Annotated in this window: 20 protein-coding genes; 10 read left to right on the top strand and 10 right to left on the bottom strand. The window is 36.5% G+C overall.

Annotation, left to right across the window (positions count from 1 at the left end; all coding sequences use genetic code 11):
* Positions 1–10: 10 nt before the first annotated feature.
* From LB465_RS10880 to LB465_RS10865, 4 genes are all read left to right on the top strand, one after another.
* Complete coding sequence (locus LB465_RS10880) at positions 11–1,609, top strand: glycoside hydrolase family 32 protein (RefSeq protein ID WP_224469887.1); 1,599 nt, start codon at positions 11–13, stop codon at positions 1,607–1,609.
* Positions 1,610–1,619: 10 nt separating this feature from the next.
* Entirely contained in the window at positions 1,620–4,772 is a 3,153-nt protein-coding gene (locus LB465_RS10875) for a SusC/RagA family TonB-linked outer membrane protein (protein ID WP_224469886.1), read from the top strand.
* 12 nt (positions 4,773–4,784) lie between these two features.
* A complete protein-coding gene (locus LB465_RS10870; protein WP_224469885.1) occupies positions 4,785–6,527 on the top strand; it encodes a RagB/SusD family nutrient uptake outer membrane protein in 1,743 nt (580 codons plus the stop codon).
* A gap of 167 nt (positions 6,528–6,694) precedes the next feature.
* Entirely contained in the window at positions 6,695–7,585 is an 891-nt protein-coding gene (locus tag LB465_RS10865) for a carbohydrate kinase family protein (protein ID WP_224469884.1), read from the top strand.
* Between the two features lie 358 nt (positions 7,586–7,943).
* On the opposite strand, the gene LB465_RS10860 is transcribed toward LB465_RS10865, so the two are convergent.
* The gene (locus LB465_RS10860; protein ID WP_224469898.1) at positions 7,944–8,225 is read right to left on the bottom strand and encodes a response regulator; all 282 of its coding nucleotides are present in this window, start codon (positions 8,223–8,225) and stop codon (positions 7,944–7,946) included.
* Positions 8,226–8,673: 448 nt separating this feature from the next.
* On the opposite strand from LB465_RS10860, the gene LB465_RS10855 reads away from it, so the two are divergent.
* Complete coding sequence (locus LB465_RS10855) at positions 8,674–10,890, top strand: ATP-binding protein (RefSeq protein WP_224469883.1); 2,217 nt, start codon at positions 8,674–8,676, stop codon at positions 10,888–10,890.
* Between the two features lie 335 nt (positions 10,891–11,225).
* Positions 11,226–11,480: a hypothetical protein gene (locus LB465_RS10850; protein ID WP_224469882.1), complete on the top strand. Its 255-nt coding sequence runs from the start codon at positions 11,226–11,228 to the stop codon at positions 11,478–11,480.
* Between the two features lie 299 nt (positions 11,481–11,779).
* Here LB465_RS10850 and LB465_RS10845 read toward each other — a convergent pair whose 3' ends face one another.
* From LB465_RS10845 to LB465_RS10810, 8 genes are all read right to left on the bottom strand, one after another.
* Positions 11,780–12,619, bottom strand: coding sequence for a nuclear transport factor 2 family protein (locus LB465_RS10845; RefSeq protein ID WP_224469881.1), 840 nt, complete (start codon positions 12,617–12,619; stop codon positions 11,780–11,782).
* Positions 12,620–12,650: 31 nt separating this feature from the next.
* Positions 12,651–13,055, bottom strand: a complete 405-nt coding sequence (locus tag LB465_RS10840) for a RidA family protein (protein WP_224469880.1) — start codon at positions 13,053–13,055, stop codon at positions 12,651–12,653.
* A gap of 143 nt (positions 13,056–13,198) precedes the next feature.
* Positions 13,199–13,981: a hypothetical protein gene (locus LB465_RS10835; RefSeq protein ID WP_224469879.1), complete on the bottom strand. Its 783-nt coding sequence runs from the start codon at positions 13,979–13,981 to the stop codon at positions 13,199–13,201.
* Positions 13,982–14,017: 36 nt separating this feature from the next.
* Positions 14,018–14,959, bottom strand: coding sequence for an NAD-dependent epimerase/dehydratase family protein (locus LB465_RS10830; protein WP_317198437.1), 942 nt, complete (start codon positions 14,957–14,959; stop codon positions 14,018–14,020).
* Between the two features lie 35 nt (positions 14,960–14,994).
* On the bottom strand, positions 14,995–15,513 hold the full coding sequence (locus LB465_RS10825) for a nuclear transport factor 2 family protein (protein WP_224469878.1): 519 nt from the start codon (positions 15,511–15,513) through the stop codon (positions 14,995–14,997).
* Between the two features lie 16 nt (positions 15,514–15,529).
* Complete coding sequence (locus LB465_RS10820) at positions 15,530–15,946, bottom strand: hypothetical protein (protein ID WP_224469877.1); 417 nt, start codon at positions 15,944–15,946, stop codon at positions 15,530–15,532.
* A 3-nt stretch (positions 15,947–15,949) separates the two neighbouring features.
* Entirely contained in the window at positions 15,950–16,726 is a 777-nt protein-coding gene (locus tag LB465_RS10815) for a hypothetical protein (RefSeq protein ID WP_224469876.1), read from the bottom strand.
* Between the two features lie 117 nt (positions 16,727–16,843).
* Positions 16,844–17,590 (bottom strand): LytR/AlgR family response regulator transcription factor, encoded by a 747-nt coding sequence (locus LB465_RS10810; RefSeq protein WP_224469875.1) that lies wholly within the window; start codon positions 17,588–17,590, stop codon positions 16,844–16,846.
* Between the two features lie 536 nt (positions 17,591–18,126).
* Between LB465_RS10810 and LB465_RS10805 the strand changes: the two genes are divergently transcribed.
* The 4 genes from LB465_RS10805 (at position 18,127) to LB465_RS10790 (ending at position 23,991) form a co-directional block, all read left to right on the top strand.
* The gene (locus tag LB465_RS10805) at positions 18,127–19,062 is read left to right on the top strand and encodes a glycerophosphodiester phosphodiesterase family protein (RefSeq protein WP_224469874.1); all 936 of its coding nucleotides are present in this window, start codon (positions 18,127–18,129) and stop codon (positions 19,060–19,062) included.
* Between the two features lie 530 nt (positions 19,063–19,592).
* A complete protein-coding gene (locus tag LB465_RS10800; RefSeq protein ID WP_224469873.1) occupies positions 19,593–20,006 on the top strand; it encodes a response regulator in 414 nt (137 codons plus the stop codon).
* Between the two features lie 96 nt (positions 20,007–20,102).
* A complete protein-coding gene (locus tag LB465_RS10795) occupies positions 20,103–23,609 on the top strand; it encodes a PAS domain S-box protein (protein WP_224469872.1) in 3,507 nt (1,168 codons plus the stop codon).
* Positions 23,596–23,991, top strand: a complete 396-nt coding sequence (locus LB465_RS10790) for a response regulator (RefSeq protein ID WP_224469871.1) — start codon at positions 23,596–23,598, stop codon at positions 23,989–23,991. Before LB465_RS10795 ends, LB465_RS10790 begins: the two co-directional genes overlap by 14 nt.
* Positions 23,992–24,320: 329 nt before the next feature.
* Here LB465_RS10790 and LB465_RS10785 read toward each other — a convergent pair whose 3' ends face one another.
* Positions 24,321–24,986 (bottom strand): response regulator, encoded by a 666-nt coding sequence (locus LB465_RS10785; protein ID WP_224469870.1) that lies wholly within the window; start codon positions 24,984–24,986, stop codon positions 24,321–24,323.
* Positions 24,987–24,989 lie beyond the last annotated feature (3 nt).

Below are 24,989 nucleotides of genomic sequence, written 5' to 3'. Positions count from 1 at the left end.
ACAACTTATCATGAAAAACAAATTTATATTTCTTTCTTCTTGTCTTCTTAGCGCGATGCTGCTGTTTTCCTGCAAGGATAACAGCAAAGATTCAGACGAGAAAACTCCTGAGGTGACTGCCCAGAGCGATACCGATTTTAGACCAAATTTTCACTTTACCCCACAATCTGGCTGGATGAATGATCCCAACGGGATGTTCTTCTATAATGGTTATTTCCATCTTTACTTTCAGCATTACCCAGATGATAATATATGGGGGCCTATGCATTGGGGGCATGCAATAAGTACCGATATGATCACCTGGAAAGAACAGCCCATAGCACTGGAGCCTGATGATAAAGGATATATATTTTCAGGAAGTGCAGTGGTAGATAACAATAATACTTCTGGTTTCGGACAGGAAGGTAAGGTGCCTGTTATAGCCATGTTTACTTATCACGATCCTAAGGGTGAGGAGGCAGGAGAAATAGACTATCAGTCCCAGGCCATTGCCTATAGTCTTGATGAAGGAAAAACCTTTACTAAATATGAAGGAAACCCTGTGATTGAAAATCCGGGAATTCGTGATTTTAGAGATCCGAAAATAACCCGTGATGAAGTACATGACCAATGGGTTATGGTACTTTCTGCCGATGATAAAACGATGTTTTATACTTCTCAAAACTTAAAGGATTGGGAGTTAGCCTCTGAATTTGGCCGTGGGATAGGTGCCCACGGCGGGGTTTGGGAGTGTCCCGACTTTATACAGATGAAGGTGGAAGGAACCGACGAGAAAAAATGGGTTCTCATTCAAAGCTTAAACCCAGGTGGATTTAACGGTGGGTCCGGTACCCAATATTTTGTTGGCGATTTTGATGGTAAAACCTTCACACTGGACGAGTCTATGGCAGATTTGGGTGAAGACCATCATTATTGGATAGACTTTGGTAAAGACAATTACGCAGGGGTAACCTGGGCTAATATTCCGGAAGAAAACGGGCGTCACCTATTTATGGGTTGGATGTCTAATTGGCAATATGCAAATGAAGTTCCTACCGAGACCTGGAGAAGTGCAATGACCATTGCTCGCGAATTGAAACTGGAGAAGAATGACAACGGTTACCTTATTACTTCTGTTCCTGCAAAAGAACTTAAGAACTATAGAAGTCTAAGTTATCAGGAGGAAAATATAAAGATTGAAGGAGAGACCAAACTAATAGATTCATCTAGAATAGATCTTGCAAGGGCAGAGATAAGATTTAACATTTCAGATATTAAGGATACTAACTATAAGTTTAGGCTTTCCAACTCTAAGGGAGATGAACTTGTGTTCGGATATAACCATTCAAAAAAGGAATTTTATTTGGATAGGTCGGCAGCAGGGCAAACCGATTTCTCTAAAGACTTTGCGAATAAGGTGTCTACAGCACCCCGAATATCCGAATCTGAAGACTTAAGTGGAATTATCATTCTTGATAAAACTTCCATTGAACTATTCTTTGATGAAGGAGAAACTGTAATAACAGAAATATTCTTCCCTAATTTTCCCTGGGAGCAACTCTCTGTAATGGCAGAGGGCGGCGATTTCACCTTGGATAACTTAGAAGCATACCAATTAAATTTTAACTAAACATAGAACCATGAAATTAAAATTAAGCTTATTCCTGTTACTCTTAATGCCTTTGAGCTTTATTACAGCTCAGGAGCTACAAGTAACGGGAACCGTAACTACTGCTGAGGAAGGAATGCCACTATTAGGAGCAACCGTTTCTGTAAAGGGAACCTCTAGGGGAACCACCACAGATTTTGATGGAAATTATAGCCTTGATGGGGTAGCAGAAGATGCTACGCTGGTATTCACATTTATGGGCTATAAAGAAACAGAAGTGCCGGTAGATGGAAGAAACGTTGTTGATGTTGTTCTGGAGGCTGATGCTGCTTTGCTCGACCAGGTAGTGCTAACAGGCTATTCGAGGGAAAGAAAGGTAGATGTGACAGGTGCCATAACAGTGGTAGATGTTGCGCCTATTGAAGGCCAGAGCAGAAGTTCAGGAAATGCCATGCAGGCCCTACAGGGACGTGTACCTGGATTATTTGTTGAAAAATCTGGAGATCCAACAGGCGCAAGTAGCCGCGTGCTAATACGGGGTGTTACTACGCTTGGTAATAACGATCCCCTTTATGTTATAGACGGGGTTCCCACCCAGCGCCAGGAAGTATTTTCATCCTTGAATCCAGATGCTATTGAATCTATACAGGTGCTTAAGGATGCATCGGCCTCATCCCTTTATGGAGCAAGGGCTGGTAATGGTGTAATTGTAGTAACTACCAAGAACAGGTCTGGTGCTGCAGAGAAAGTAAGCGTAAGCTTTAATTCCAACGTTTCTGCACAATCTGAAAAGCAACAACGCTATGACATGCTAAATGCTTTACAACGTGGAGAAGCACTTTGGAGAGCCTCTGTGAATGATGGTGCCGACCCTGCTTCAGGATATGGAGAAATCTATAATTTTGATTGGAATATGGATTTTGATAATCCAGTGTTAAATGGTGTTAGCGTTCAACCTTTTGTTGGAGGAGACGAAAATGTTCCGGTGGGGGATACAGACTGGCAGGATGAATTGTATGAGGTAGGATTTGTTTATAATAATGAACTTACTGTATCTGCAAATTCAGAAAAGTCCTCTTTTTTAGTAAACCTGGGACATTTAAAAAATACCGGGATATTAAAGCATACTAATTACGAAAGGTACACCGCCAAAATAAATGCTAATACTAAGCTTTTTGATGATAAAGTGAGGTTTGGAGTAAATACTCAATTTTCTACTTCAGATGAAACCCTTGCTGCACAGGATGTTGGTGGAACTCCCACCCCTAGTCTTGCAATTTCTTTGGCTCCTACCATTCCGGTTTACGATGCAAATGGAGATTTTGCAGGACCGTTAGGTGCTGGGTATTCAGATAGGAATAATCCGTTACTGATGCAGTACTTAAATCGTTGGGATAATGCTGAAAAAAATAATTTCTTCGGTAATATTTATGCTGAAGTAGACCTAATGGAAAATTTAACTTTCAGGACAAGCCTGGGAATAGATTTTAGTGATTTTAAAAGAAAAGATATTGAGCCACGGGTAAATAATGGCTTTATTACCAGAAGTAATAATAGGCTAACATTTGATACAAACAAATACACAAGCGTAGTTTTTACAAATACTCTTAATTATAAACTGGAGTTAGATAATCACGAGTTTGGGGTTTTGCTAGGTTTGGAATCTGTTAAGAACGATTTTGATTCGGTTATTGCCAGGGCAGATGATTTTGCGGTAGAACAAGAGTCTTATTTTGTTCTTGATGCTGCCACCGGAGCAAGAACTTCAAATGGAAGTTCCTCTGGAAATAGATTACTATCACAATTTGGAAAACTTAATTATTCATTTGATAATCGATATTTAGCTTCGGTTACATTGCGTAGGGATGGATCTTCAAGATTTGGTGAGAATAATCGATATGGAGTTTTTCCTGCTGTTACTGCCGGTTGGAGAATAAGTAATGAAAAATTCCTTAAGAATAATGAGACGATCACTAATCTTAAATTGAGAGCAGGTTATGGTGAAGTAGGAAATCAATCTATTGGAGATTTGGCTAGATTTGGTCTATACGAATCTAGATATGGCCCTACACTTTCACAGTTTACCGGAGGCTTTTTTGAGCAGTATTATAATGTAGGTACCGCTTATGATATTAATGGTAATGATACAGGGAATTTACCTTCGGGCTTTGTATCTGTTCAGGCAGAAAATCCCGATCTTAAATGGGAAACCACTAAGGAATGGAATTTTGGTGTTGATTTTGGATTCTTTGACAATAAACTTTCAGGATCCTTTGATTACTTTACCCGGGAAACGGTAGATATATTAACAACTCCACCAATTCCTTCAGTATTTGGTGAAGGTCAGCAACGTGTACTGAATGGTGCATCAACGCAAACTAATGGATGGGAATTTGCTTTAGCCTATTCCAATACACTGGATAATGGATTAACCTTTTCGGTATCTACTAATTTCTCATCTTTCAAAGACGAGATAACTTTTCTTCCCGAGGAAGTGCGTCCGGCTTTTCCAGGAACTGCAGAAAACTCAATTCTCGGGCATTCCCAGTTTTCGATTTTTGGATATAAAACCGATGGACTTTTCCAAAGCGAGGAAGATATCGCCAATTCACCAGAGCAGGTTGGAGCCAGGCCGGGAGGTATAAAATTTATAGATCTTAATGGTGATGGAGTTATAGATACAGATGATCGTGATTTTATCGGGACTACCCTGCCAGATCTTGAGTATGGTATACGTGTAGATCTTGGTTATAAAAATTGGGATTTCTCGATATTCGGTTCCGGGGTGACTGGAAGAATTGGACAGGATCCTTATATATTTTGGAACAACTTTGTGCAGGGAAGAGAGAATGCAGGTATGGGCGTTTTAGATGCCTGGACACCTGATAATACCGGGAGTACTATCCCATCTTTATCCCTTGCCTTTAATGATCTTAGAACCTCAGATTATTTGTTCAGAAATAATTCATATTTCAAAATTAGAAATATGCAACTTGGGTATACCCTTTCTGATGGGTTGATTGAAAAATTAGCACCATTACAGAATTTTAGGATTTATCTGCAAGGTGAGAACCTTTTCTGGTTTACTCCAGAAGATTACATAGGCTCAGACCCTGAAAGAACAGATGTGAATGGAATACCTGTCCCTACCGTAGTTTCTGTAGGTCTTAATATCAATTTCTAATTAAATAGAATCATGAAAAATATAAAATTTATACTAACAGGATTATTACTTGCTTTTACTGCAGTTTCCTGTTCCGAAGATTTTCTGGAATATGAACCTGAAGGGGTTCTTTCCAGCGAGAATGTTACAACGGCTGATAATGCTGAATCACTTGTGATCGCTGCTTATGCAGGTATAGCGAATGATGATATGATAGGACCATTGACCAATATGTGGGTATACGGAAGTGTACGTTCTGACGACTCCTATAAAGGAGGCGGTGGCCGTGGTGACGTTGGGGAGGTAGATAGATATGAACAATATTATTTGACTGTACCTGATCAGGGAGAATTAATGGCTCCGCGTACCTGGACGAACTATTATAAAGCTATCTCGAGAGCTAATTTTGCATTGTCGGTGATTAATGAGATTCCAGAAGAGGAATATGCGATGAAGACGATCCGGCAGGCTGAACTGAGATTTTTAAGAGCGCACTCTCATTTTATGTTAAAGCGTATCTTCAAAAAGATACCCTATATCACAGAGGAACTTTCCCAGGAAGAAATAGCCGAAACCGGTAACGATCTTCCTAATCAGGAATTATGGAATAAGATCGCCGACGACTTTTTGTTCGCATACAATAATCTTCCACAAGCTCAGGATGAAGCAGGACGGGCAGATAGGAACGCGGCAGCAGCATATCTTGCCAAAGTTAAATTGTACCAGGCTTATGAACAGAATGAAACCCATGAGGTGGTGAACATCAATGAAACCTTGCTACAGGAAGTTATTAATTATGCCGATGAGGTAACGGGAAGCCTTGAGCCCGATTATGGAAATAACTTTCTTGTGGAGTATGAGAATGGTCCGGAGTCTATTTGGGCAGCCCAGTTCTCTATTGATGATGGGACAAGAGTAGGAAGAGTGAGTTTTGTGACCGGTCTAAATTCACCACATGGTACAGGGCTTTATGGATGTTGTGGGTTTCATCTTGCTAGCCAGAATATGGTAAATGCTTTCCAGACGGATGGTAACGGTTTACCATTGCTTGATACCTTCAACAATTCAGATATTTTGAGCAATGTGCAGGAAGATGGAACAGTTGAGGTTTCTTCTGGATTAACTGTAGACCCAAGACTTGACCATACGGTAGGAGTACCCGGAAGGCCTTTTAAATATCGCAATACAGTGAATTCAGAAGGAGATATGATCTATAACTTTACCTGGGCTAGAGACCCCGGAGTTTATGGATTTTTTGGAAATATGAAAGAACAGCAGGCACCAGATTGTTCCTGCTATGTTAAGGAAGGTCCATTTGTGGGAACTTCAAAGAATGTGATTTTTATACGTTATGCAGATGTACTGTTGTTCAAGGCAGAGGCCCTGATCCAGCTGGATAGATACGAAGAAGCGCTTCCATTGATTAATGAGATTAGACAAAGAGCTGCTGCAAGTGGGCAAAGACCTTTAGAAGCGGGAGCCTCTGATATCTATAATGTTGAATTGTACGATTCTTTTCCAAGCAAGGAATTTGCCTGGAAGGCACTGAAATTTGAAAGAAGACTGGAATTTGGAATGGAAGGTCCAAGATTCTTCGATCTTGTAAGATGGGGAGAGGCAGCTGAGACCCTTAATGCTTATCTTGACGAAGAGAAAACGAAAAGAGATTTCTTAGCAAATGCTATTTTTACAGCAGGTAGAGATGAATATTATCCAATTCCACAACGTGAAATAGATTTTACAGGAGGGCTTTATCAACAAAACCCAGGCTATTAATTTGTGAGTCTATTAAATAGCTATAAATATTAGAATCGGCTTTAATGCGCGATTCTGGAACTATGCCACAGTAAATCACTTATTCTTGAGGAGACCGAATAACAATTATTGTTAACTTTCGGTCTTCTTAGAATAAGGATATAAATATCTAATAGAAATTTAGAAATATGAAAAAGCCAACAGCTGTATGCTTCGGTGAAATATTATATGACGTTTTTCCAGACCGGGAGAGAATTGGTGGCGCCCCGCTTAATGTTGCCTCCAGATTATCTGGATTGGGAATTGAAACCGAAATGATTAGCAAAGTAGGAGATGATGAAAAAGGCAAAAAGCTAATTTCTTACCTGGAATCCAAGAATATCAAGACTGAAAATATAGTCAAAGATCTCAAACATTCTACGGGAGTGGTTAATGTAAATTTATCGGCAAGTGGCTCTGCTACTTATGAGATTGCACATCCAGTAGCTTGGGATAAAATCGAAATTTCAGACCAGATTAAAAAATCAGTAAGAGAAGCCGATGCTTTTGTCTTCGGAAGTCTGGTTTGCAGAGATGAGGTAAGTCGAAAAACTCTCTTTAAAATTTTACCGGAAGCAAAATATCGCATTTTTGATATTAATTTACGTCCGCCTTACTATGAAAAAGAGGTTTTAATTAAACTTATGGAGCAGGCAGATTTCATCAAGTTCAATGATGACGAATTATTTGAGATCGCTGAAATGATTGGGTCTCCTTATAATTCATTAGAGCAAAACCTTCAATACCTTTCAGAAAGAACGAATACGAAAACTATTTGTGTTACCAAGGGTCGTCATGGTGCGGTTTTACTAAAAGATGGAGCGCGTTACTACAACAGTGGTTTTAAGGTGAAAGTAAAAGATACGGTAGGCGCGGGAGATTCATTTTTAGCCAGTTTAATCGCCGGTTTGTTAAAAAAGGAAGATCCGCAAGGTACACTGGATTTTGCCTGTGCAGTTGGAGCCTTAGTGGCAGGAAAAGAAGGTGCAAATCCTTTAGTAAATGTCGATGAGATAAATAACTTTATGAAAGGTAAATGACAGCAAATAAATAGTAGACTTAGATTAAATTATAATTCAGTGAAGAACCAACTTATTAGGTTTATTTATTGAATTATAAATAGGAATAGTGCTCAGTCTCAAATCTACCATAACCTTGCGCCGGAACCTATGCTGTTTTTATAGTGTACGGGAAGTTAAGCTTCAAGTAAAAACAGCATTGGGCGCGTCCTAATTCTCTTTTACATTTCTAAAAGATTTTGGTTTTTTGTGAGCGTTATCCAGAACATCTACTGAAATTTTAGAACCTTCATCACTCAAATTTAAAAAAGCTGTAAAATTATCTTGAAACTAGATCAAGGGTTTTTCTAGCTAGGTCAAAATCTTCATATTAATCTTTTTATATAAAGTTATCTCCTTTAAACTTTTTGGAAGTAAACGGTTTTTCTGTGAAAGATGATATAGAATTGTGTTTTCGTGCTCTAAGCTTATCTTCTGGATTGATTGAAATAGTTACCACATGTACCTCGTAAATAGAATCTGAATTTTTCTTCATATTCTCCAGAAACTCCCAACCCGACATTTCAGGCATGTTTATATCCAAAAAGATAATAAAGCGGCAAGTGTCAGAATTTTCTTTTAGAAATTCTAGAGCAAGTGTTCCTGAAACAAATTCCTTTATTTCTAGATCTCTGTACTTTTTCTATAAAATCATTCTGTGTATTAGATTGAAAGTCGGATCATTATCAATGATCATAATTATGTCTTTCATATAGATAAATTATCTTATAGCAGCCATCAAATTTACTGTTTATTGTTGTGAATTTGTATGTTATCAAATAATGTCATAGATAGCGTAATTTACATCAGGAGATACAAAATAAAAAAGCACAACTTGAGTCTTGATCTATATTAAACAGTTCTTAAAATCGATTGTTTTATCTTACCTTGCGCGTCCCCAAATAAAATGATTCCATGGAAATATCAGAGATTTCAACAATAAAAAGAAATAATGTAAAGATACTCTGCAACGGATTCAAGATCCCATAGTACTTCTTCACAACAAAACTATTTGAGTTGATTCACAGCAATGAGTAGAATTACTTTCTACTTTAAAATAAAACCTAATTATGACCTACACCTCTTTAAAAAATCTTGACAAGCTAGACCTGGAAAATTGTTCCAGAGAGCCAATTCATATTATTGGTAAAACCCAGGCGCATGGAGTACTTATCGCTTGTGATCCTCAAAATTTTAAGATCACGCAGTTGGGGGAAAATGTCACCGATTTTTTTGGAGTATCACCAGAGGAATTGCTTGGTAATGATCTCTCATATCTTTTGGGAGAGAACCAGATAAAAGAATTCGGGGAGCTACTAGGCTCCAAAGAGACATCCGTTTCACAAGACCTAAGGATCAACGATACGAACTTCCTGATGCTTGCCCATTCCTCAGGCCCTAATCTTATTCTGGATTTTGAACCTTATTACGAAGTTAATAATCCCTTTTATTTTCAAAAACAATTAACCCGAATACTTAATAAATTCCAGGCTGCAAACTCTGTGAATGAACTATGTGAAGCTGCAACTGTTCTAATCAAAAAAATGTTTGGATACAACAGGGTGATGATCTATAAATTTGATGAAGAATGGAATGGAGAAGTAATCGCTGAAAACAAGGAAGAAGAGATGGATTCTTTTCTGGGATTACATTATCCTGCTACAGATATTCCCGCTCAGGCCAGGGCGCTTTTTTTGAAGCATAGGGTACGAATCATTACCGATGTTAATTACACTGAGGTTCCAATTATTCCTGAACTATCTCCTCTTACGGGAGAACCTCTTGATATTTCCAGATCGGGTCTTAGGGCAGTATCACCAATTCATATTGAATACCTTAAAAATATGGGGGTAGGGGCTACGCTAACGGCGGCCATTATAGTAAAGGGGGAACTTTGGGGCTTGATCGCTTGTCATCATAAAACAGCAAAATATTTAGATTATTACCAGCGGGAGAGCTGTCGTTTTTTGGCACAAATGTTTTCTACAGAACTTTCCCTCCAGGTAAATACTGCTTTAATTAGTCAGGTTAAACATTCTGAGAGTATAAGACAGCAACTGGTGATGCAACTTAACAAGGAAAGTGATGTGATTACGTCACTTTCCGAAGGGAATGTAAATTTCACCCAGCTTATATCCTGTGGTGGTGGTGCAATTTTTATGAAGGATCGTTGGAGAGTTATTGGAATTACTCCTGAAGAAGAACAGCTTGAAAGCTTACTGAATTTTATTAAAGAACAGCCCAAAAGTCTTTTTTTGACACGTAATCTTTCTTCAATATTTCCTGAAGCAAAAGCTTATAAAGAAACTGCATCCGGGGTTATTTGTCTAAAGATATCGGAGAATACTTATATATTCTGGTTTAAGCCCGAGGAGATCCAGGAGGTAAATTGGGGAGGTAACCCTCAAAATAAAGCTTTTTATAATGAAAAAGAACAACGGCTTAGTCCCCGGCAGTCTTTTGAAAAATGGTCAGAAAAACTCACGGGAGTTTCTGAGGCCTGGAAGGAAACCGACAAGGATGTACTACGGGCTTTAAGAGAGAATGTTAGTTACGCTATAATGGCACAACAGCAAAAGGAGATCGAAGACTTAAATACTCAATTAGTTGAGACTTATAAAGAACTGGAATTATTTAGTTATGGGCTTACTCATGATCTTAAAGAGCCAGTAGGAGGAATGAAAGGAATTCTTACGATTTTTGATGAAGATCACCGGGAAGAGTTAAGTGAAGAAGGCAAAAATTTGCTCGAAATGAGCTGGGAGCTGAACGAAAAAATGAACGATCTTATTGATAATACCCTAAAATATTCCCGTGTTAATAATATTTATGACCTTGAAGTAAGTAGTCTAGATACTTTAAAATTGATAGAAGAGGTGCTTAAATTTGTTAATGCTAATGAAAATTACCCTAAAACTACGTTGAATATTCAGTCGCAGTTACCCCGAATGAAAGGAGATCGTAGATTGCTTTTTCAACTTTGGGCGAACCTGCTCAATAATGCTTTTAAATATTCCGCAGAAAAAGAGAATCCTCAAATAGAAGTTGGGACCACTATTAAGAATGACAGGGAAGTTTTCTTTATCAAAGACAACGGTATAGGTATTCATCCAGATTTTTGGGCAAGGATATTTGAAATCTTTAAAAGAGCCGCAGGAGGTAATTTTAAAGGATCGGGGATTGGGCTCGCTCTTGTGAAAAAGGTCTTAGAAAAACATAATGGAGATATTTGGGTAGAAAGTGAACCAGATCAGGGTTCAGAATTTTATTTTTATCTTGGAAATTAAGAGGAGGATAATAATAGATTTTAATAATGAAAAGGATGGAGATGATTCAAAGGATTAAGGAAGAATCCCGCGAGTTAAAATAATAGCTATAATACTTACCGGCGACAGATCTTATGCTATTGTTATAATATTAGGGAAGTCAAGTGTTATATGGCTTACTCCATGTTAATAGAGTATTCATAAACTGTTATTTAGTTTTATATTTATAAGGCTATCTTAATACTAAGATCCTTGATTTCTGATAAAAAATTATTTCAGAGCTTTTATTTTTAGTTCTTTTTAGTCCATTAAGCTATGGTCAAATCTTCAATTTTAGTAAACCTGATTCATATAAAATGGTATTTGTACAAACCCATGATTTCGGTCTTTCTTATTTGCGAGATCTGGAATTCGGTCTGAAGAAAATTAAAACCGATACCCTGAAATTTGAAGTTCTAAACGACCTGGCTTATTACTGGCATACCAGGAACCTTAGCGCTGCTTTGGAATTTACAGAAAAGGAATTGGAACTTACCTCAGAAAAACAACCTTTGGAATGGACGGTTTCAAATTACCCAGGGATCTATATTGTTACGACAGGAAAAACTTGATGCTGCGGAAGCGGAAAACAAAAGTTGATGAGAGCGATCTTGCTTTCTTGAATACTCAACTAGGCTATGATTATGAACGCCGTTGGCAATTGGGGAGAGCAGCCCGATTTCGCTCTTGAATCTTTGAGTCTAGGAGAAAAGTTAAATGATAAAAAACAATCGGACTTGCATATAGTATTTAATTTTATTGCCTACTCTTGCCGGTTTTCGGCTTTTCCCGTTTTTTTAATTCATAAGGTTGTGTTTCAGTTCTTGGTCATGCTTCTGAAATTAAGTTTCCATTGCTATGCTTCTATGAATTATTTACTCATTGCTTCATTCAATTTTTTGGTATCCACATACTGTTGAAAGGCACTAACTTTTCCATTTTTTAACGTCCAAAGGTGCGCGGCCTGTACATTATAAGTTTTGCCGGTTTCTTTGACTTTAGCATCATAGCGCAAGGTGGCTAATACTTGATTGTTGCTCATTTCGTGTAACTTGATGTCTTCAAGTTTGAAATATTCGTGTTCTGCTCCAACCCTTTCAAAAACACCCTTTAAAACCGCCTCCGGACCTACATAAGGATTACCATCGGCATAGGCATTGCCTTCGGCTTCGTTCCACACAATTTCTGGATCCATTCCGGCAAGAACTGTTGGAATATCCCCTGCGGCAAAGGCTTTGTAGAGACCATCTATAATACTACTATTATTGTTGGTTTCAGGATACCGATAGCTTTTATAAATTTTCCAATGGCCATTTACATTTTTCAGGGTGTTCACAAATGTGCCTTTCTGTACCATTTGTGGTTCGTCAATTTTGGTAAAGACAAAAGAGCCACTCGCAAACATATGATCTTCATTCATGGCTTGTTCTTCTATGGTTTTTAGAGTGATGTTGTAGTCTCCGTTATCAAATGTAGCTTTGTATTGTTCTTTAACATTCTTAAGTCCGGCTACCATACTGCCATCCGAATTCCGAATGGAAACATCATCAGCATATAAAGTGTTTAAATTACCGAGATCACCTGTATTTATAGTTTTAATATAGAGTTGATGCAATTGTTCAACCGCTGCACTTTGAGCATTTGTTTGAAAGGAGAATATTGAAACAAATAGTACAATCACAATACTGTAATTAATTTTTCGACTGTTCATGATTTCTAAAATTTTTTGGTTATTTTTTTGACTAATGCGCTTTATGTACTTCTAATTCTATTTCAATTAAAAATTCGGGGAATGCCAGTTCTTTTACTCCAAGCCAGGATCCGGTGGGGAGATGCTTTTTGTAAATTTGAGTTCTATAGCCTGAAAATTCCAAAAATTCAGGCATGTTGGTGGTGAAGACATCTTCTTTAATCACATCATCAAAAGTGCAATTGAAGTGTTTCAATATTTTTTCTAAATCTGAATAGCAGTTTTTCATTTGTTGTTCAAAATCACCTACAGCAGTTGGATTGCCTTCATCGTCCATACTTACGGCACCGGAAATTTTTATGCTGTCAGCAATTTTTACCGCGTGTGAATACCCATAAGCTTTTTCTACTTTAGGACGCAGCAGGAAATATTCAGGTTTTTGGTTTGACTTTTTCATAATTAAAATTCATTGAATAATTTCTTCTCATTTCTATTGGAATAAGCATTGAATCGGTTTACTAATATTTAAGTTTGCCACAAAACCTGGTTTCTAAAGTTGATTATCCCATTTGCAGTGTCGAAATGATAACTTCTAATTTTTTAACGCACTTTTCTTATAAGTGTAGCCATATATTTATATTTCAGATCCCTGGATGTTAAACCTTCCTGGATTTTTTGAATTTGGTCCTCAGAGAAGTCCGGTCCTGCTTCAGCCCAACTATTAAATAATTGGTTGTAATCCCTGTACATATCTACAGCGATATGTGAAGCATAAACATCGCTTCCTACCGGTAACATATATCGCATTAAACTCCAGTTTCCTCTTACTCCTGCATCAATCTCTTTTTGATGCATAGGTTGGAAAATCTGTGTTTCAAAATTTTCGTATTTTTCAAAATTTCCATCGGTAGCTTTCATTAAATTAATTCCTGCAACTGTACCAATAGGCATTTCAAATTCATCTTCAGTTACAGCTATTTGTTCAAGATACACCCGTTTTGCCAGGTCTCTTGATTTTGCAGTGTTGTTAAATTCTTCAGTGCGATCGGCATCAGACATGTTTGGATAAGCTGCGTTTAGTGCTGCTTCAAAATCACCTGCACCGCTCATCATTTTTAAAGGATCATTATAGAGGCTTACCGTTAAATATTGATAACCCTGATCTTCACCGCCAGGTTGTAATCTCCAAAGGTCCCATCCCAAAATATCTCCATTTTTAACCCGTTGTACATGAATTTTTTCCCAAAATGTTTCGGTTTCCATATAGGACTGTTCCTGTTCATTGTCCACTTTCATAAACTCGAAAATTAAGTAGAGTTTATCCTGGGCAATACCAGTATTGCCAACAAGTATTAGTGCGATAAGAATTAATAAATTTTTCATGATAGAAATATTTTAAATTAATATGGTTCCTTTTTTTCAGCTTGAATAACTGCTTAAAGTTTCTTTTACAGGCCTGAACTGTATGCCCAGATCTATTTTCGCGAGATCGTTTTTGTAAACGACTTGTGCTTTTTCTTTTGGTTCCTTGTGATTTAGCATTTGGTGAATATCCCAAACTTTATAGGTTTCACTGGATAGGAGATAATCCTTGCCATGCAAACCCTTTTTCGTTGCCACATTGAACGTAGCATTTGCCACATCTTCAACATCTACTACGGCAAACGGAACATTGTTATCATAAAGGGTTTGAATAAAATCGTCTGGAGCAATTTTATTTTTTATCAGAAACTGTAAGCCGGTAGAAGTGGAGTCTCCTCTGGTGGATAAAGATTTTCCCATCACCATCACTGGGGAAACCGAACAAATTTCAAATGGCAGATTAGTATTATTTTCAATGTATTCCTCCACTACCTGATTGGCAATAAATTTAGCTTGTGAATACGGATGACTTTCTTCACTGCTAAACCTAATGTCCTTCTCATCAAAAGTATCAGTAAAGCTTTTGCCTTCTGCCGGCATGGGGAAGTTGGTATTCCAGGCCGCAACCGAAGCGATAAAAACTACTTTCTCAAGATGTGGGGTTTCACTAATGGCTTCAAGAAAATTTTGAGTTCCTTTTATGGTAGGATCAAACAGTTCCGCTTGTGGATCTTTTACATCCAATTGAAATGGAGTGCCGCTGTGAATCACAATATCACAGTCTATGATAAAATCTTTTAAAGCATCTACATTCTCCAGCCTGAATGCCCGTATGTTGAGGTTTTCTGAATTTTTAAGATCAAAAAGATGCTGATACTTTTCGCTTTTATTGATATCGGTAACCGAGACTTTCACCTCGTAACCTTCTTTCAAAAACTTCCTGGTGATATAACTTCCAATAAAGCCTGAACCACCTATAATTCCAACTGTCTTCATCATCTTATCATTTTTGAATTATAAATTTCTGTGGCAACTTAATTTGCGCTGTTTTTTCCCGGCGAACCTGTTTCTTCTGTCTGAAGTTTCTGAACGTCCTTTATTATTTTTGAAACATCCCAGTAACCGGCTTCCCGAACTATTTTCCCGTTTACAAATTGGGCAGTAATATGGGTGGGGATTTTATACTCTTTATTGTTAGCTTTGAAAATACCCTTCCAAACACCCCAAAAGTTTACCCAGGTTTCTCCTTTATCGGTTACTACCATTTCATATTCTGTATCTACAAACTCCCAGTTGGAAAACTGCGTTGCATCTTCTTTGGTTTGCGCTAAGAACTGCGATAGGTTTTGCGCATCTTTTTCCACCACGTTGTTCATTATTTTAGCTGTATCAGCATAATGGGAAACCATAGATTTCCAATCCCTTTTCTCATAAGCTTTTAGAACTTTCTTGTAAGTGTCAATTTCCACTGATTGCTGTGTATAGCGTTTCTCCTGTGGATTAAAGACTATGAATAAAATTATTGCAATACCTAATGAAATTAATTTTTTCATGATTTGTGTTTGTTAGTTATTCTAAGAAATGGACGATTTTCCCATCTTTTAAAAACCAGTAATGCTTAAATTGGGAAGAGATAAGTTCACATTCTGTAAGTTGGCGACCGTTTACTGTTCCGGTAACCAACACCTTATTCTCCTCAGGTATCTGAAATTTGAGATTTTTAAACAGAATGCTTTCCCATTCATTTTCCATGATCGCACTAAGGGAAATGCTGTACTTGTTATTGATTTTTTTTGTGCTTCTTACCTCATCCCAATTTATTCCGTTTGTTAATGCCGAAACTTCGTTTGAAGTTGCGTTCTTATCTTGCAAAACATCATATACCTTTTTTACAAAAATCTCATTGTTATTGTTTTGTCCCTGCAGGTAGTTTGACGTGAACAAGACTGTCAAGAATGTGAATAAATACAGCGGTAAGGTTTTCATCGGTTAATCTTTTAAATCAGTAGTAGCGGTGTAAGCCAAATCGGGACGCATACGGCCTGTTTTAGATTCGTATTTATGAACGTACTGCATCATTTCATCAAATACCTTTTCACCTTCTTCTCCAAGAAGTTCATCTGTTTCTGCAGAAGTTTTTGCGTAAGATTGCGCATCTTTTGCTGAAATTACTGCGAGATAATAATCTCCATTACTTCCAAAACCATTGCGGTAGATCCTAAAATGTTGTTTAGCACCTTTCTTTTCGTAAAGGGCTTTAACCTCTCTTATCTTATCCCGAAGGCTGGTAACATTTTGTGGTGTAACGTGAAAGAAATGCCATTTTCTGTAATCTTCACCAACAGTATTCGTGGTAAGTCCGTTGGGCATATAAGACAGGCTTTCTATTAAATGCACTACATAATCACGGTGGGTATCGTAACATTCATTAAAACGATCGAATATGGCTCTGAAGTTTTTTTCCCCCATTTTTTCAGCTAAAGGCGCCATAGGATTCTTATCAAAATCGGTCATACCATCAATGGGTGAAATGCTCAAATATTTTCCATCATCAATACTCGCTGTAGCCCAATCGGCATCTTTTAGATTATGCTCTTTGCAAGCAGCAATAAAATCTTTGGTAACGGCTTCATATTCTTTTTGCATAGAAGGTTTTACCTGGTCTTCATGTACCCAAAAGGCCTGATTAGCATTTTGAGAAAAGAGGTTGGTGTTTTGCAATACTACAATTGCAAAAAGCAAGGCGATAACATTTAGAGTTTTCATAATTTCCAGATTTTAAATATTTTCAAAACAATTTACTTCTGGAAATAACTGAAAACAAGTGGTTTAGGATGAACAGTGTGAAATATTGTCCTAACGGATACTATTTTTATCGAAGGCTTATATGGTTTGCAACCTTTTTAAAAGTTCCGGTCGCATGCCTTTAGACATGGGAATTGCTTTTTTCGCAATTACCACGTGCGTGCCAGCGATTTCGTCTATTCTGGAGAGATTAATAATATAAGATCTATGAATTCTGAAAAAATGTCTTTGAGGCAGTTTTCTGTCCATATCTTTAAGTGTAGTCACCAGCAAATATTCTTTATCGGTAGAAAATACCCGGCAGTAGTTACGGTCTGCTTCAATATAACGAATAGCTTCAATATCAACTTTTACCATTGTTTCCTGGTGCCGAATAAAAAGACATTCCTTTAAAACGAAAGTAGAGTTTTCAGTCTTAGATCCATTGATAGGAGTGGTGATGTTACATTTTAACCGATTTATGGTAAGTTCAATACTACGTTGTAGGTCCAGCCTCTTAAATGGTTTGGAAATAAAGGCGTAAGGATGGGTTGATTTAGCCCTGTTAAAATTGGCCTCATCGGCATTGGCGGTAAGATAAATAATAGCCAGGTTATTGTGAAACTCCTGCATTTTCTGTGCCGCTTCGATCCCATCTAGCTCACCTTTAAGCTGAATATCAATTAATACAATATCCGGGAGGTTATTTTTAATATGATTTAAGGCGTCTTCACCTCTTGGAATAATTCCTGAAACTTCATAGCCCATTTCGGTGAGTTGCAAAGAAATATTTGCAGCAATGATCATTTCATCCTCAACTATTAATATTTGTATAGGTTGGATCATTGCGCACATGTATTTAAATCCTCATAGTTTTAGTATGAGGTATAATTTAGTGTAGGTGAAAAAAGATGGGCTGTAATTAAATACTTTAGTAAAATATCCTGGGGAGAAAAATTAGACCCCTTTTTTAAATTGTCTTAATATTAAAAGGTTCTAAAGCTCTAATTTAATAAAAATCTCCTAGATGCTGGTTTTAATTTTTAAGTTTTGAATTCTTTTGTTTCATACACTTCGATTAAATTTTTCATAACCTTAGCTTAAAACTTAGAAAACGATAATATTAATTTAAAGACTTTCTTTTGAGGAAGCATAGGTTACCAAGTATAATAAGCTTAAAATTCTCCGATGGTCAGGAAGAAGCTGCTGAGCATGGCATTGAAAAAACTATTCAAATGTTGGGAAAAACTATATACCCATAAGTAATTAAGGATTAGCTGAACCTGTAACATAGTTAATTGATAAGTTTTTATTTTTAGTTAGTAAGGCCTGCCCACAGTTCTCTATTTTTAGGGTGGGCCTTTATTTTAAAATTTAAGAAAATGAAATTTATTAAAGCCGTAGTGCTATCATTTTTAGTTGTTGCTATTGGATGCAAGAACAATCAGGAGCAAGACGAAGAGATCCAGGAAACCCAATTAGAGAATGTGACCATCCAGGTGCAGGGACATCGTGGAGATAGAGGGAATTTCCCAGAAAATAGTATTTCTGCCTTTATTAGTGCGGTAAAAAAAGGTGCAGATGTGATTGAGCTAGATGTGGTAATTTCAAAGGATAAAAATGTGGTGGTTTCTCACGAACCGTTTATGCATTCACTTTACGTTTTGACACCATCAGGCGATACAATTTCAGAGGAAAATCAGGAGAATTTCAATCTTTATGAGATGACTTACGACAGCATCAGGAAGTTTGATGTAGGTTCTAAAGGAAATAGATTATTTCCCAATCAGCAAAAACAAAAGACCTTTAAACCTTTGCTTACTGAAGCTATAGATTCCGTAGAAAATTTTATCAAACAGAATAATTTGGAGGAGGTGAAATATAATATTGAATTGAAAAGTTCAGAAAATAAATACGGATCCTATCAGCCGGAGCCTAAAGAGTTTGTTAAGTTGGTGATGAGAGAGATCCATGAAAAAGAGCTTCAGAAGAAAATAAACCTGCAATCTTTTGATGTGAATATTCTAAATGAAATTCATCAAAGCTATCCAGAAGTTGAGACCGCTTATTTGGTATTTACCGAAGGAATTCAAAAGAACCTGGATTTGCTGGATTTTAAACCCGAAATTTATAGTCCTAATTACGGTTTAGTAAAGGATAGCGCTTTTGTAGATTCTATTAAAAGTATGGATATGCACTTAATTCCATGGACAATAAATGAGAAAGAAGCCATTAAAAAAATGATAGCCCTGGAGGTAGATGCTATAATTACCGATTATCCTGAAAGAGTTTTAGAACTATTAAAGAAGCAAAATTAAAAATTCTTACCTATTTAAGCCAAGAGAAAAATAGCCCGATGGACGGCAGATAAGCTAGGAGGTTCTAATGGTTTACTCGATCATCGAGATTTATATGCACCGAGTCTGAGATTATTTTAATTTTATTCCCTATTAAATCCTAAAATTGATTGCTTTTTAAGTCATCCTGACAATTTCTACTATTTCTATGGAGTTCAACAAATAAGAGAATTAGAGCCTGGGACACTGTTGTGGAAATCAGTTTAACCAATTACTTAATGGGTAAAATAAAAGTTTCTAAAAATTTATAGAAAAACTGCTCCGCGAAACATTAATTTTGCGGTATAATTAAAAGCTAAAAAGCCTGTATTTTCTTATAATAATTACATCGCTGTTATTGAGTTAATTGAAACCACTAATGGTAAGTACAAGTATGATAGTTCCCTGTTTTATTCTTATTCAAAATAAACTACTAAATATTACAAAATAAATTTAAGTATAGAAAAACTTAATTATTAAATTGTAGGAATTAAATTATTAAACCCCAAATAATGTTCCCTAAACAAAATATTCACATTTTAGCAATAGATGATGACCCTGTCAATTTATTTTTAATTGAAAAGCTGGTTAAAAAAATATGTCCCGATGCAAAATTTTTAAGCTCAAGAAACGGTGAGGATGGGATTAATCAATTTAAAAATAATAAAGTAGATCTTGTATTTTTAGATATACAATTACCAACTATAGATGGTTATCAAACTGCTAGAGAGATTAGACAGAATAATACTACTACTGGCCAGCGCACTCCTATTATAGCCCTTAGTGGATACGCCGAGGAAGAATTAAAGATGAATGGAGACGCCCAAAGCATGGATTATTATCTTCGGAAACCAATAAAAATCCAATCAATGGAACACATTTTTACTAAATTTCTTACTGAAGAAATAAAAGAATGCTGCCAATAGTATAAAACCATATTTAAATCTTCTTTCCTTAAAAACAAATTAAGAGGAAAAAAATCTACTACTTTATTTGGGAATTATCCTTATACCCTCTATGAAATGAAGAAACCTGACAATCCAGAAAACGAAGCAAATAGATTAAAAGAATTAGAAGCTTATGATATTTTAGGTGCATCGGAAGAAGATGATTTTGATTTTCTTACTAAAATGGCGGCTCAAATATGTGATACCAAAATTTCTTTAATTAGTTTGTTAACAGAGGATAAGCAGTGGTTTTTGTCACATTACGGTTTACAGGCCAGAGAAACTTTGAAGGATTTTTCTTTTTGCGCACATACGCTTCATCAGCCTGATAAATTATTTATAGTAGAGAATGCACGGGAAGATGAGCGTTTTTGGGATAACCCGCTGGTAACAGAAGATCCTTATATACAATTTTACGCCGGCATTCCCCTTACCAATGAAAACGGATTTGCTTTAGGAACCTTATGTGTTATAGATTCTGAACCCAAAACATTAACTAACGAGCAGCAGAAGTTACTTCGTAGCCTATCGCGCCAGGTATTAAAGCTTTTAGAATTAAGAAAAAAACAGGTTGAGACCAATAAAATAAATAAGGAGCTTAAGAAAAATGTAGAGTTACTGGAAGAAACCCAACAGGCTAATAAAATTGGTGGATGGGAATTGGATATAGCCACGGGAACAACTATGTGGACTAATGAAGTCTATCAAATTCATGAGGTGACTAAAGACTTTGAACTGGATAAGACGAATGCCCTGGAGTTCTACCATCCAGAAGACAGGAACAAAGTTGTTAATGCTCTGGAAGATACTATAAAAACTAAAGGGCGTTTCGATTTAACCTGTAGGTTAATTACCGGAAAAAATAATAAAATTTGGGTAAGAACCACTGGACGGAGTGTAGGAGATAAAGTTATAGGCAGTTTTCAGGACATCACTGAATTTAAAAAGAATGAATTAAAATTTAAAGGAATTTTTAATTCTACATTCTCTTTTATTGGCTTTCTTGATTTAAAGGGAGTGCTCCTGGACGCAAACGAAACAGCCTTAAAAATGGCTAACCTGGAGCCTGAGGATGTCATAGGAAATTACTTCTGGGATTGTTATTGGTGGCAAATATCTAAAGAAACCCAGGAAGAACTAAAGATAAATTTCCAGAAAGCAGTTAGTGGGGAAGCGGTATCCTACGAGACAATAGTATGGATAGCAAACCAAACCCCAATAACTATTCTTTTTAGCCTTAAACCTTTATTTGACGAACATAACAATGTTATATATGTACTGCCTGAAGGGAGACCTGTCCAGGAAATTGTAGATGTTAGGCACAGGTATCAATCTGTAATTAGGGGCACCAATGTTGGCACCTGGGAGTGGAATGTGCAAACTGGAGAAACTATATTTAATGAACGCTGGGCAGAGATTGTGGGATATTCGTTAAAAGAGCTTGAACCTATAAGTATAGAAACCTGGATTAACCTGGCGCACCCTGATGATCTTGAAGAATCAAATAGAAGGCTAAATGAATGTTTTGAGAAACAGGCTGAATTTTATGAATTTGAAGGCCGAATGAAGCATAAAAATGGGGATTGGATTTGGGTTCTGGATAGGGGAAAAGTTTTTGAATGGACAGAGGAGGGCAAACCACTCAAAATGTACGGGACGCACCAGGACATAACCCAACGCAAAAGAAATGAAGAGGCGTTACGGATTAGTGAGGAAGCCTTTAGGGGTAATTTTGAGAATGCAGCCATTGGAATGGCTTTGCTCAATGAGAAGGGGAAGTGGTTAAAAGTTAATGAAAAAGTATGTGAAATCTTAGGATATTCAGAAGAGGAGCTCATGAAACTTACCTTCCAGGATATTACACATCCCGAGGATCTTAATTTAGATTTAAACTTACTAACGGAGGTTATTGAGGGCAAAAGATCTCATTATAATATGGAGAAGAGATATTTCCATAAAAATGGTAATATAGTTCACGTTATTTTAGCGGTTTCAGTTGTAAGAAATACTCAAGGTGAAATTCTGTATTTCATCTCCCAGTTAATAGATATTTCAGCAACTAAAGAATATACACAGAAGTTAAAATATCAGCAAAATCTGCTAAGGGCTTTATACGAATTGTCACCCATAGGGATCGCTTTAAATAATTTTGAGACTGGTCAATTTCAAGATGTGAATGAAAAGTTAGTTGAGCCTACGGGTTATACTAAAGAAGAGTTCCTGGCATTAAGTTACAGGGATGTGACACCTAAGGAATATGAACCCCAGGAGAAGAAAGCGCTTCAGCAAATAGAGAAAACCGGAACATATGGCCCTTTTGAGAAGGAATATATTAAAAAAGATGGTTCGAGATATCCTGTTTTGTTACGCGGAGTGGTTGTAGAAGATCTCAATAATAATAAATTAATCTGGTCTTTTATACAGGATATTAGTAAGGAAAAAGACGCGGAAAGAAAATTACACTCTGCCCTGTCGGGATTGCAAGCCATACTTGATGCCAGTACGCAAGTTGCAATTATAGCCACTAATACCGAAGGTATAATAACTCATTTTAATTCAGGTGCAGAGGTTTTACTAGGATATAAACCAGAAGAACTGCTTGGAGTGCAAACGCCTATGGTTATTCACGAAAAGCGTGAGGTTGAGGCTGCAGGGAAAGAAATTTCTACTGGGAAAAAGAAAATTTCAGGATTTGATGTTTTTACTTATTACCCTCAAATGGGGGAGCTTGTTTCTAAAGAATGGACATACATCAGGAAAGATGGCACCAAATTTCCTGTATTATTATCTATAACGGCTATTCGTAAAGGTGATGAAATTACGGGGTACCTTGGGGTTGCGGTAGATATTTCAGATTTAAAAAGAGTGGAAAACGAAATCAAGTCTTTACTAGACATAACGCAAGATCAAAATAATCGGCTTAAGAATTTTGCTCATATTGTGTCACATAACTTAAGGTCACATAGCTCTGGGATAATTGGTCTTTTAGATATTTTAGGAGATGATAATCCTGAAATAAAGAATACTGAACTTTTTAGAATGGTGAGTAGAGGGGCTGAAAATTTACAACAAACAGTGGAGGAGTTGAGTGAAGTTGTATCAGTAAGTTTCAATAAAGCCAAATTAAACGGTATTTATTTACAAGAGGTAATCGATAAAAATATTGAGAGTTTAACCAGCCAAATAAGAAATTCAAATATTAAAATTGAGAATTTGGTAGATAAGAATATTGAGATACAGGGTGTTCCAGCCTATATAGAGAGTATTGTTTTAAATTTTATTACCAATGCCATAAAATACAAGTCTGAAGAACGAGAGAGCTATCTAAAGATATACACAAGGGTAAAAAAGAATAAATTATATTTAAGCTTTGAAGATAATGGTCTGGGAATAGATTTAAAAAGGCACGGTGACAGGCTTTTTCAAATGTATAAAACATTTCATGCCAACGAGGATTCCCGGGGCTTGGGATTGTTTATTGCTAAGAATCAAATAGAAAGCATGAACGGGAAAATTAAAGTTGAAAGTGAAGTTGATGCTGGAACCACATTTACAATTATTTTGCCTTATGAAAAAAATTAACCTTGCCTGTATTATAGAAGACGATCCCGTACACCAGTTGCTTACCCAAAACTATGTAAAGCTTACCGGGATGGTAGACAATCTTATGCTATGCAAAAATGGGATGGAAGCCTACAATTTGCTTAAATCGCTAATAACTGCAGGGGAGACTGTTCCCGAATTAATTTTATTGGATTTAAATATGCCTATATGGGACGGTTGGCAATTTTTGGAAGAATTTATTAAAATACCTGTTGATCAAAAAATTACAATTTTTATTTTAACCAGCTCTATTAACGAAGATGATTTTAGAAAAGCTGAAATGTTTGATCTAACGAGTAATTACCTGATAAAACCAATTAAATTAGAGAAATTGAAATCGGTCCTGAGCGAATTATTTTAAAACACTTCTTCAAATGATGGCTAAGCTTTTAATTTGAATTCTATTACCTACTCTTCTATATGCTAAAAACAAAAAACCCCGTGAATCCTAGGATTCCGGGGTTTTTGTTTGAGTTTGGTACTCAAAAAGTGGAGTCGGAGGGGACGACCGGAATTTCAATTTTGTAGTGTTTACTGGACCTCCCAAAGGGGAAAAATTTATTGGTCACCGAATTGGTATCACTTTAACAAACTTTAACGTTTGGCTGAGATTTTATTTACTTCTTCACCCTAAAATAAACCATTCTCCTCTAAAATAAATTCAACTCAATATTTACCTAATTTTAAATATTATATCAGTTGTAGATCTTTCATTATGGAAACCAAATGAGGATTAGTGTTGGCGTTAAACTCGTCTCTCAAATCTTTTAGCCTTTTTTCAATCGCACTTTTACTTCTGGGCTTTATATTCAGGATTTTTAATTCCTCTTGGATTTGGTCTTGCGTAAGTCCGTTGGAAAGAAATTTTACAATATTGATTTCAAAATCGTTTAGAACCAGTAAATTATTTTGGTTTAAAGCCTTCTCTATTGTTGGGGAGCTATAAGTTTGCCCTTCCCATAGTTTTTCGATTGCTATTTTTAGTTCTTTTAATCCTCTGCGGTCTTTACAAACATAGCCGTCTATATTACCAGATTCCCATAATTCTTTTACCGTTTGGGGATGATCCTCTATAGAATTTACAAGAATTTTGAGATCGGGATATTCAGATTTTAAAAGGGCGATAAGTTCTTTTCCGGATTTGATCTTTTCATCCCGATGATCTTCTTTAAAGGAGAGATCACAAATAAGTAAATCGAAAGGTTTGTCATCTTGTAAAGCTTTTCTAGCCAAAAGCCAGGCCTTGTCACAGTATTGCGCGTGAGTTATTTCCGGAATATTCATTTGATTTAAAATGGATGCTACAGCGTGGTTAATGCTGTCCATATCTTCTGCCACTAAAACCTTTTTAAACATAGT

Source organism: Salegentibacter lacus, assembly GCF_020164555.1.
Classification (GTDB): domain Bacteria; phylum Bacteroidota; class Bacteroidia; order Flavobacteriales; family Flavobacteriaceae; genus Salegentibacter; species Salegentibacter lacus.
Note: the sequence above shows the minus strand (reverse complement) of the source record. Positions and strands in the feature narration are given on the sequence as shown.

Coding starts and splice junctions, on each gene's coding strand:
- LB465_RS10845 (WP_224469881.1), bottom strand. CDS start 12,619: ATGAACAGTCGAAAAATTAATTACAGTATTGTGATTGTACTATTTGTT.
- LB465_RS10815 (WP_224469876.1), bottom strand. CDS start 16,726: ATGAAAACTCTAAATGTTATCGCCTTGCTTTTTGCAATTGTAGTATTG.
- LB465_RS10785 (WP_224469870.1), bottom strand. CDS start 24,986: ATGTTTAAAAAGGTTTTAGTGGCAGAAGATATGGACAGCATTAACCAC.
- LB465_RS10795 (WP_224469872.1), top strand. CDS start 20,103: ATGAAGAAACCTGACAATCCAGAAAACGAAGCAAATAGATTAAAAGAA.
- LB465_RS10830 (WP_317198437.1), bottom strand. CDS start 14,959: ATGATGAAGACAGTTGGAATTATAGGTGGTTCAGGCTTTATTGGAAGT.
- LB465_RS10880 (WP_224469887.1), top strand. CDS start 11: ATGAAAAACAAATTTATATTTCTTTCTTCTTGTCTTCTTAGCGCGATG.
- LB465_RS10825 (WP_224469878.1), bottom strand. CDS start 15,513: ATGAAAAAATTAATTTCATTAGGTATTGCAATAATTTTATTCATAGTC.
- LB465_RS10800 (WP_224469873.1), top strand. CDS start 19,593: ATGTTCCCTAAACAAAATATTCACATTTTAGCAATAGATGATGACCCT.
- LB465_RS10810 (WP_224469875.1), bottom strand. CDS start 17,590: ATGATCCAACCTATACAAATATTAATAGTTGAGGATGAAATGATCATT.
- LB465_RS10790 (WP_224469871.1), top strand. CDS start 23,596: ATGAAAAAAATTAACCTTGCCTGTATTATAGAAGACGATCCCGTACAC.
- LB465_RS10840 (WP_224469880.1), bottom strand. CDS start 13,055: ATGAAAAAGTCAAACCAAAAACCTGAATATTTCCTGCTGCGTCCTAAA.
- LB465_RS10835 (WP_224469879.1), bottom strand. CDS start 13,981: ATGAAAAATTTATTAATTCTTATCGCACTAATACTTGTTGGCAATACT.
- LB465_RS10875 (WP_224469886.1), top strand. CDS start 1,620: ATGAAATTAAAATTAAGCTTATTCCTGTTACTCTTAATGCCTTTGAGC.
- LB465_RS10820 (WP_224469877.1), bottom strand. CDS start 15,946: ATGAAAACCTTACCGCTGTATTTATTCACATTCTTGACAGTCTTGTTC.
- LB465_RS10865 (WP_224469884.1), top strand. CDS start 6,695: ATGAAAAAGCCAACAGCTGTATGCTTCGGTGAAATATTATATGACGTT.
- LB465_RS10855 (WP_224469883.1), top strand. CDS start 8,674: ATGACCTACACCTCTTTAAAAAATCTTGACAAGCTAGACCTGGAAAAT.
- LB465_RS10850 (WP_224469882.1), top strand. CDS start 11,226: ATGGTATTTGTACAAACCCATGATTTCGGTCTTTCTTATTTGCGAGAT.
- LB465_RS10805 (WP_224469874.1), top strand. CDS start 18,127: ATGAAATTTATTAAAGCCGTAGTGCTATCATTTTTAGTTGTTGCTATT.
- LB465_RS10870 (WP_224469885.1), top strand. CDS start 4,785: ATGAAAAATATAAAATTTATACTAACAGGATTATTACTTGCTTTTACT.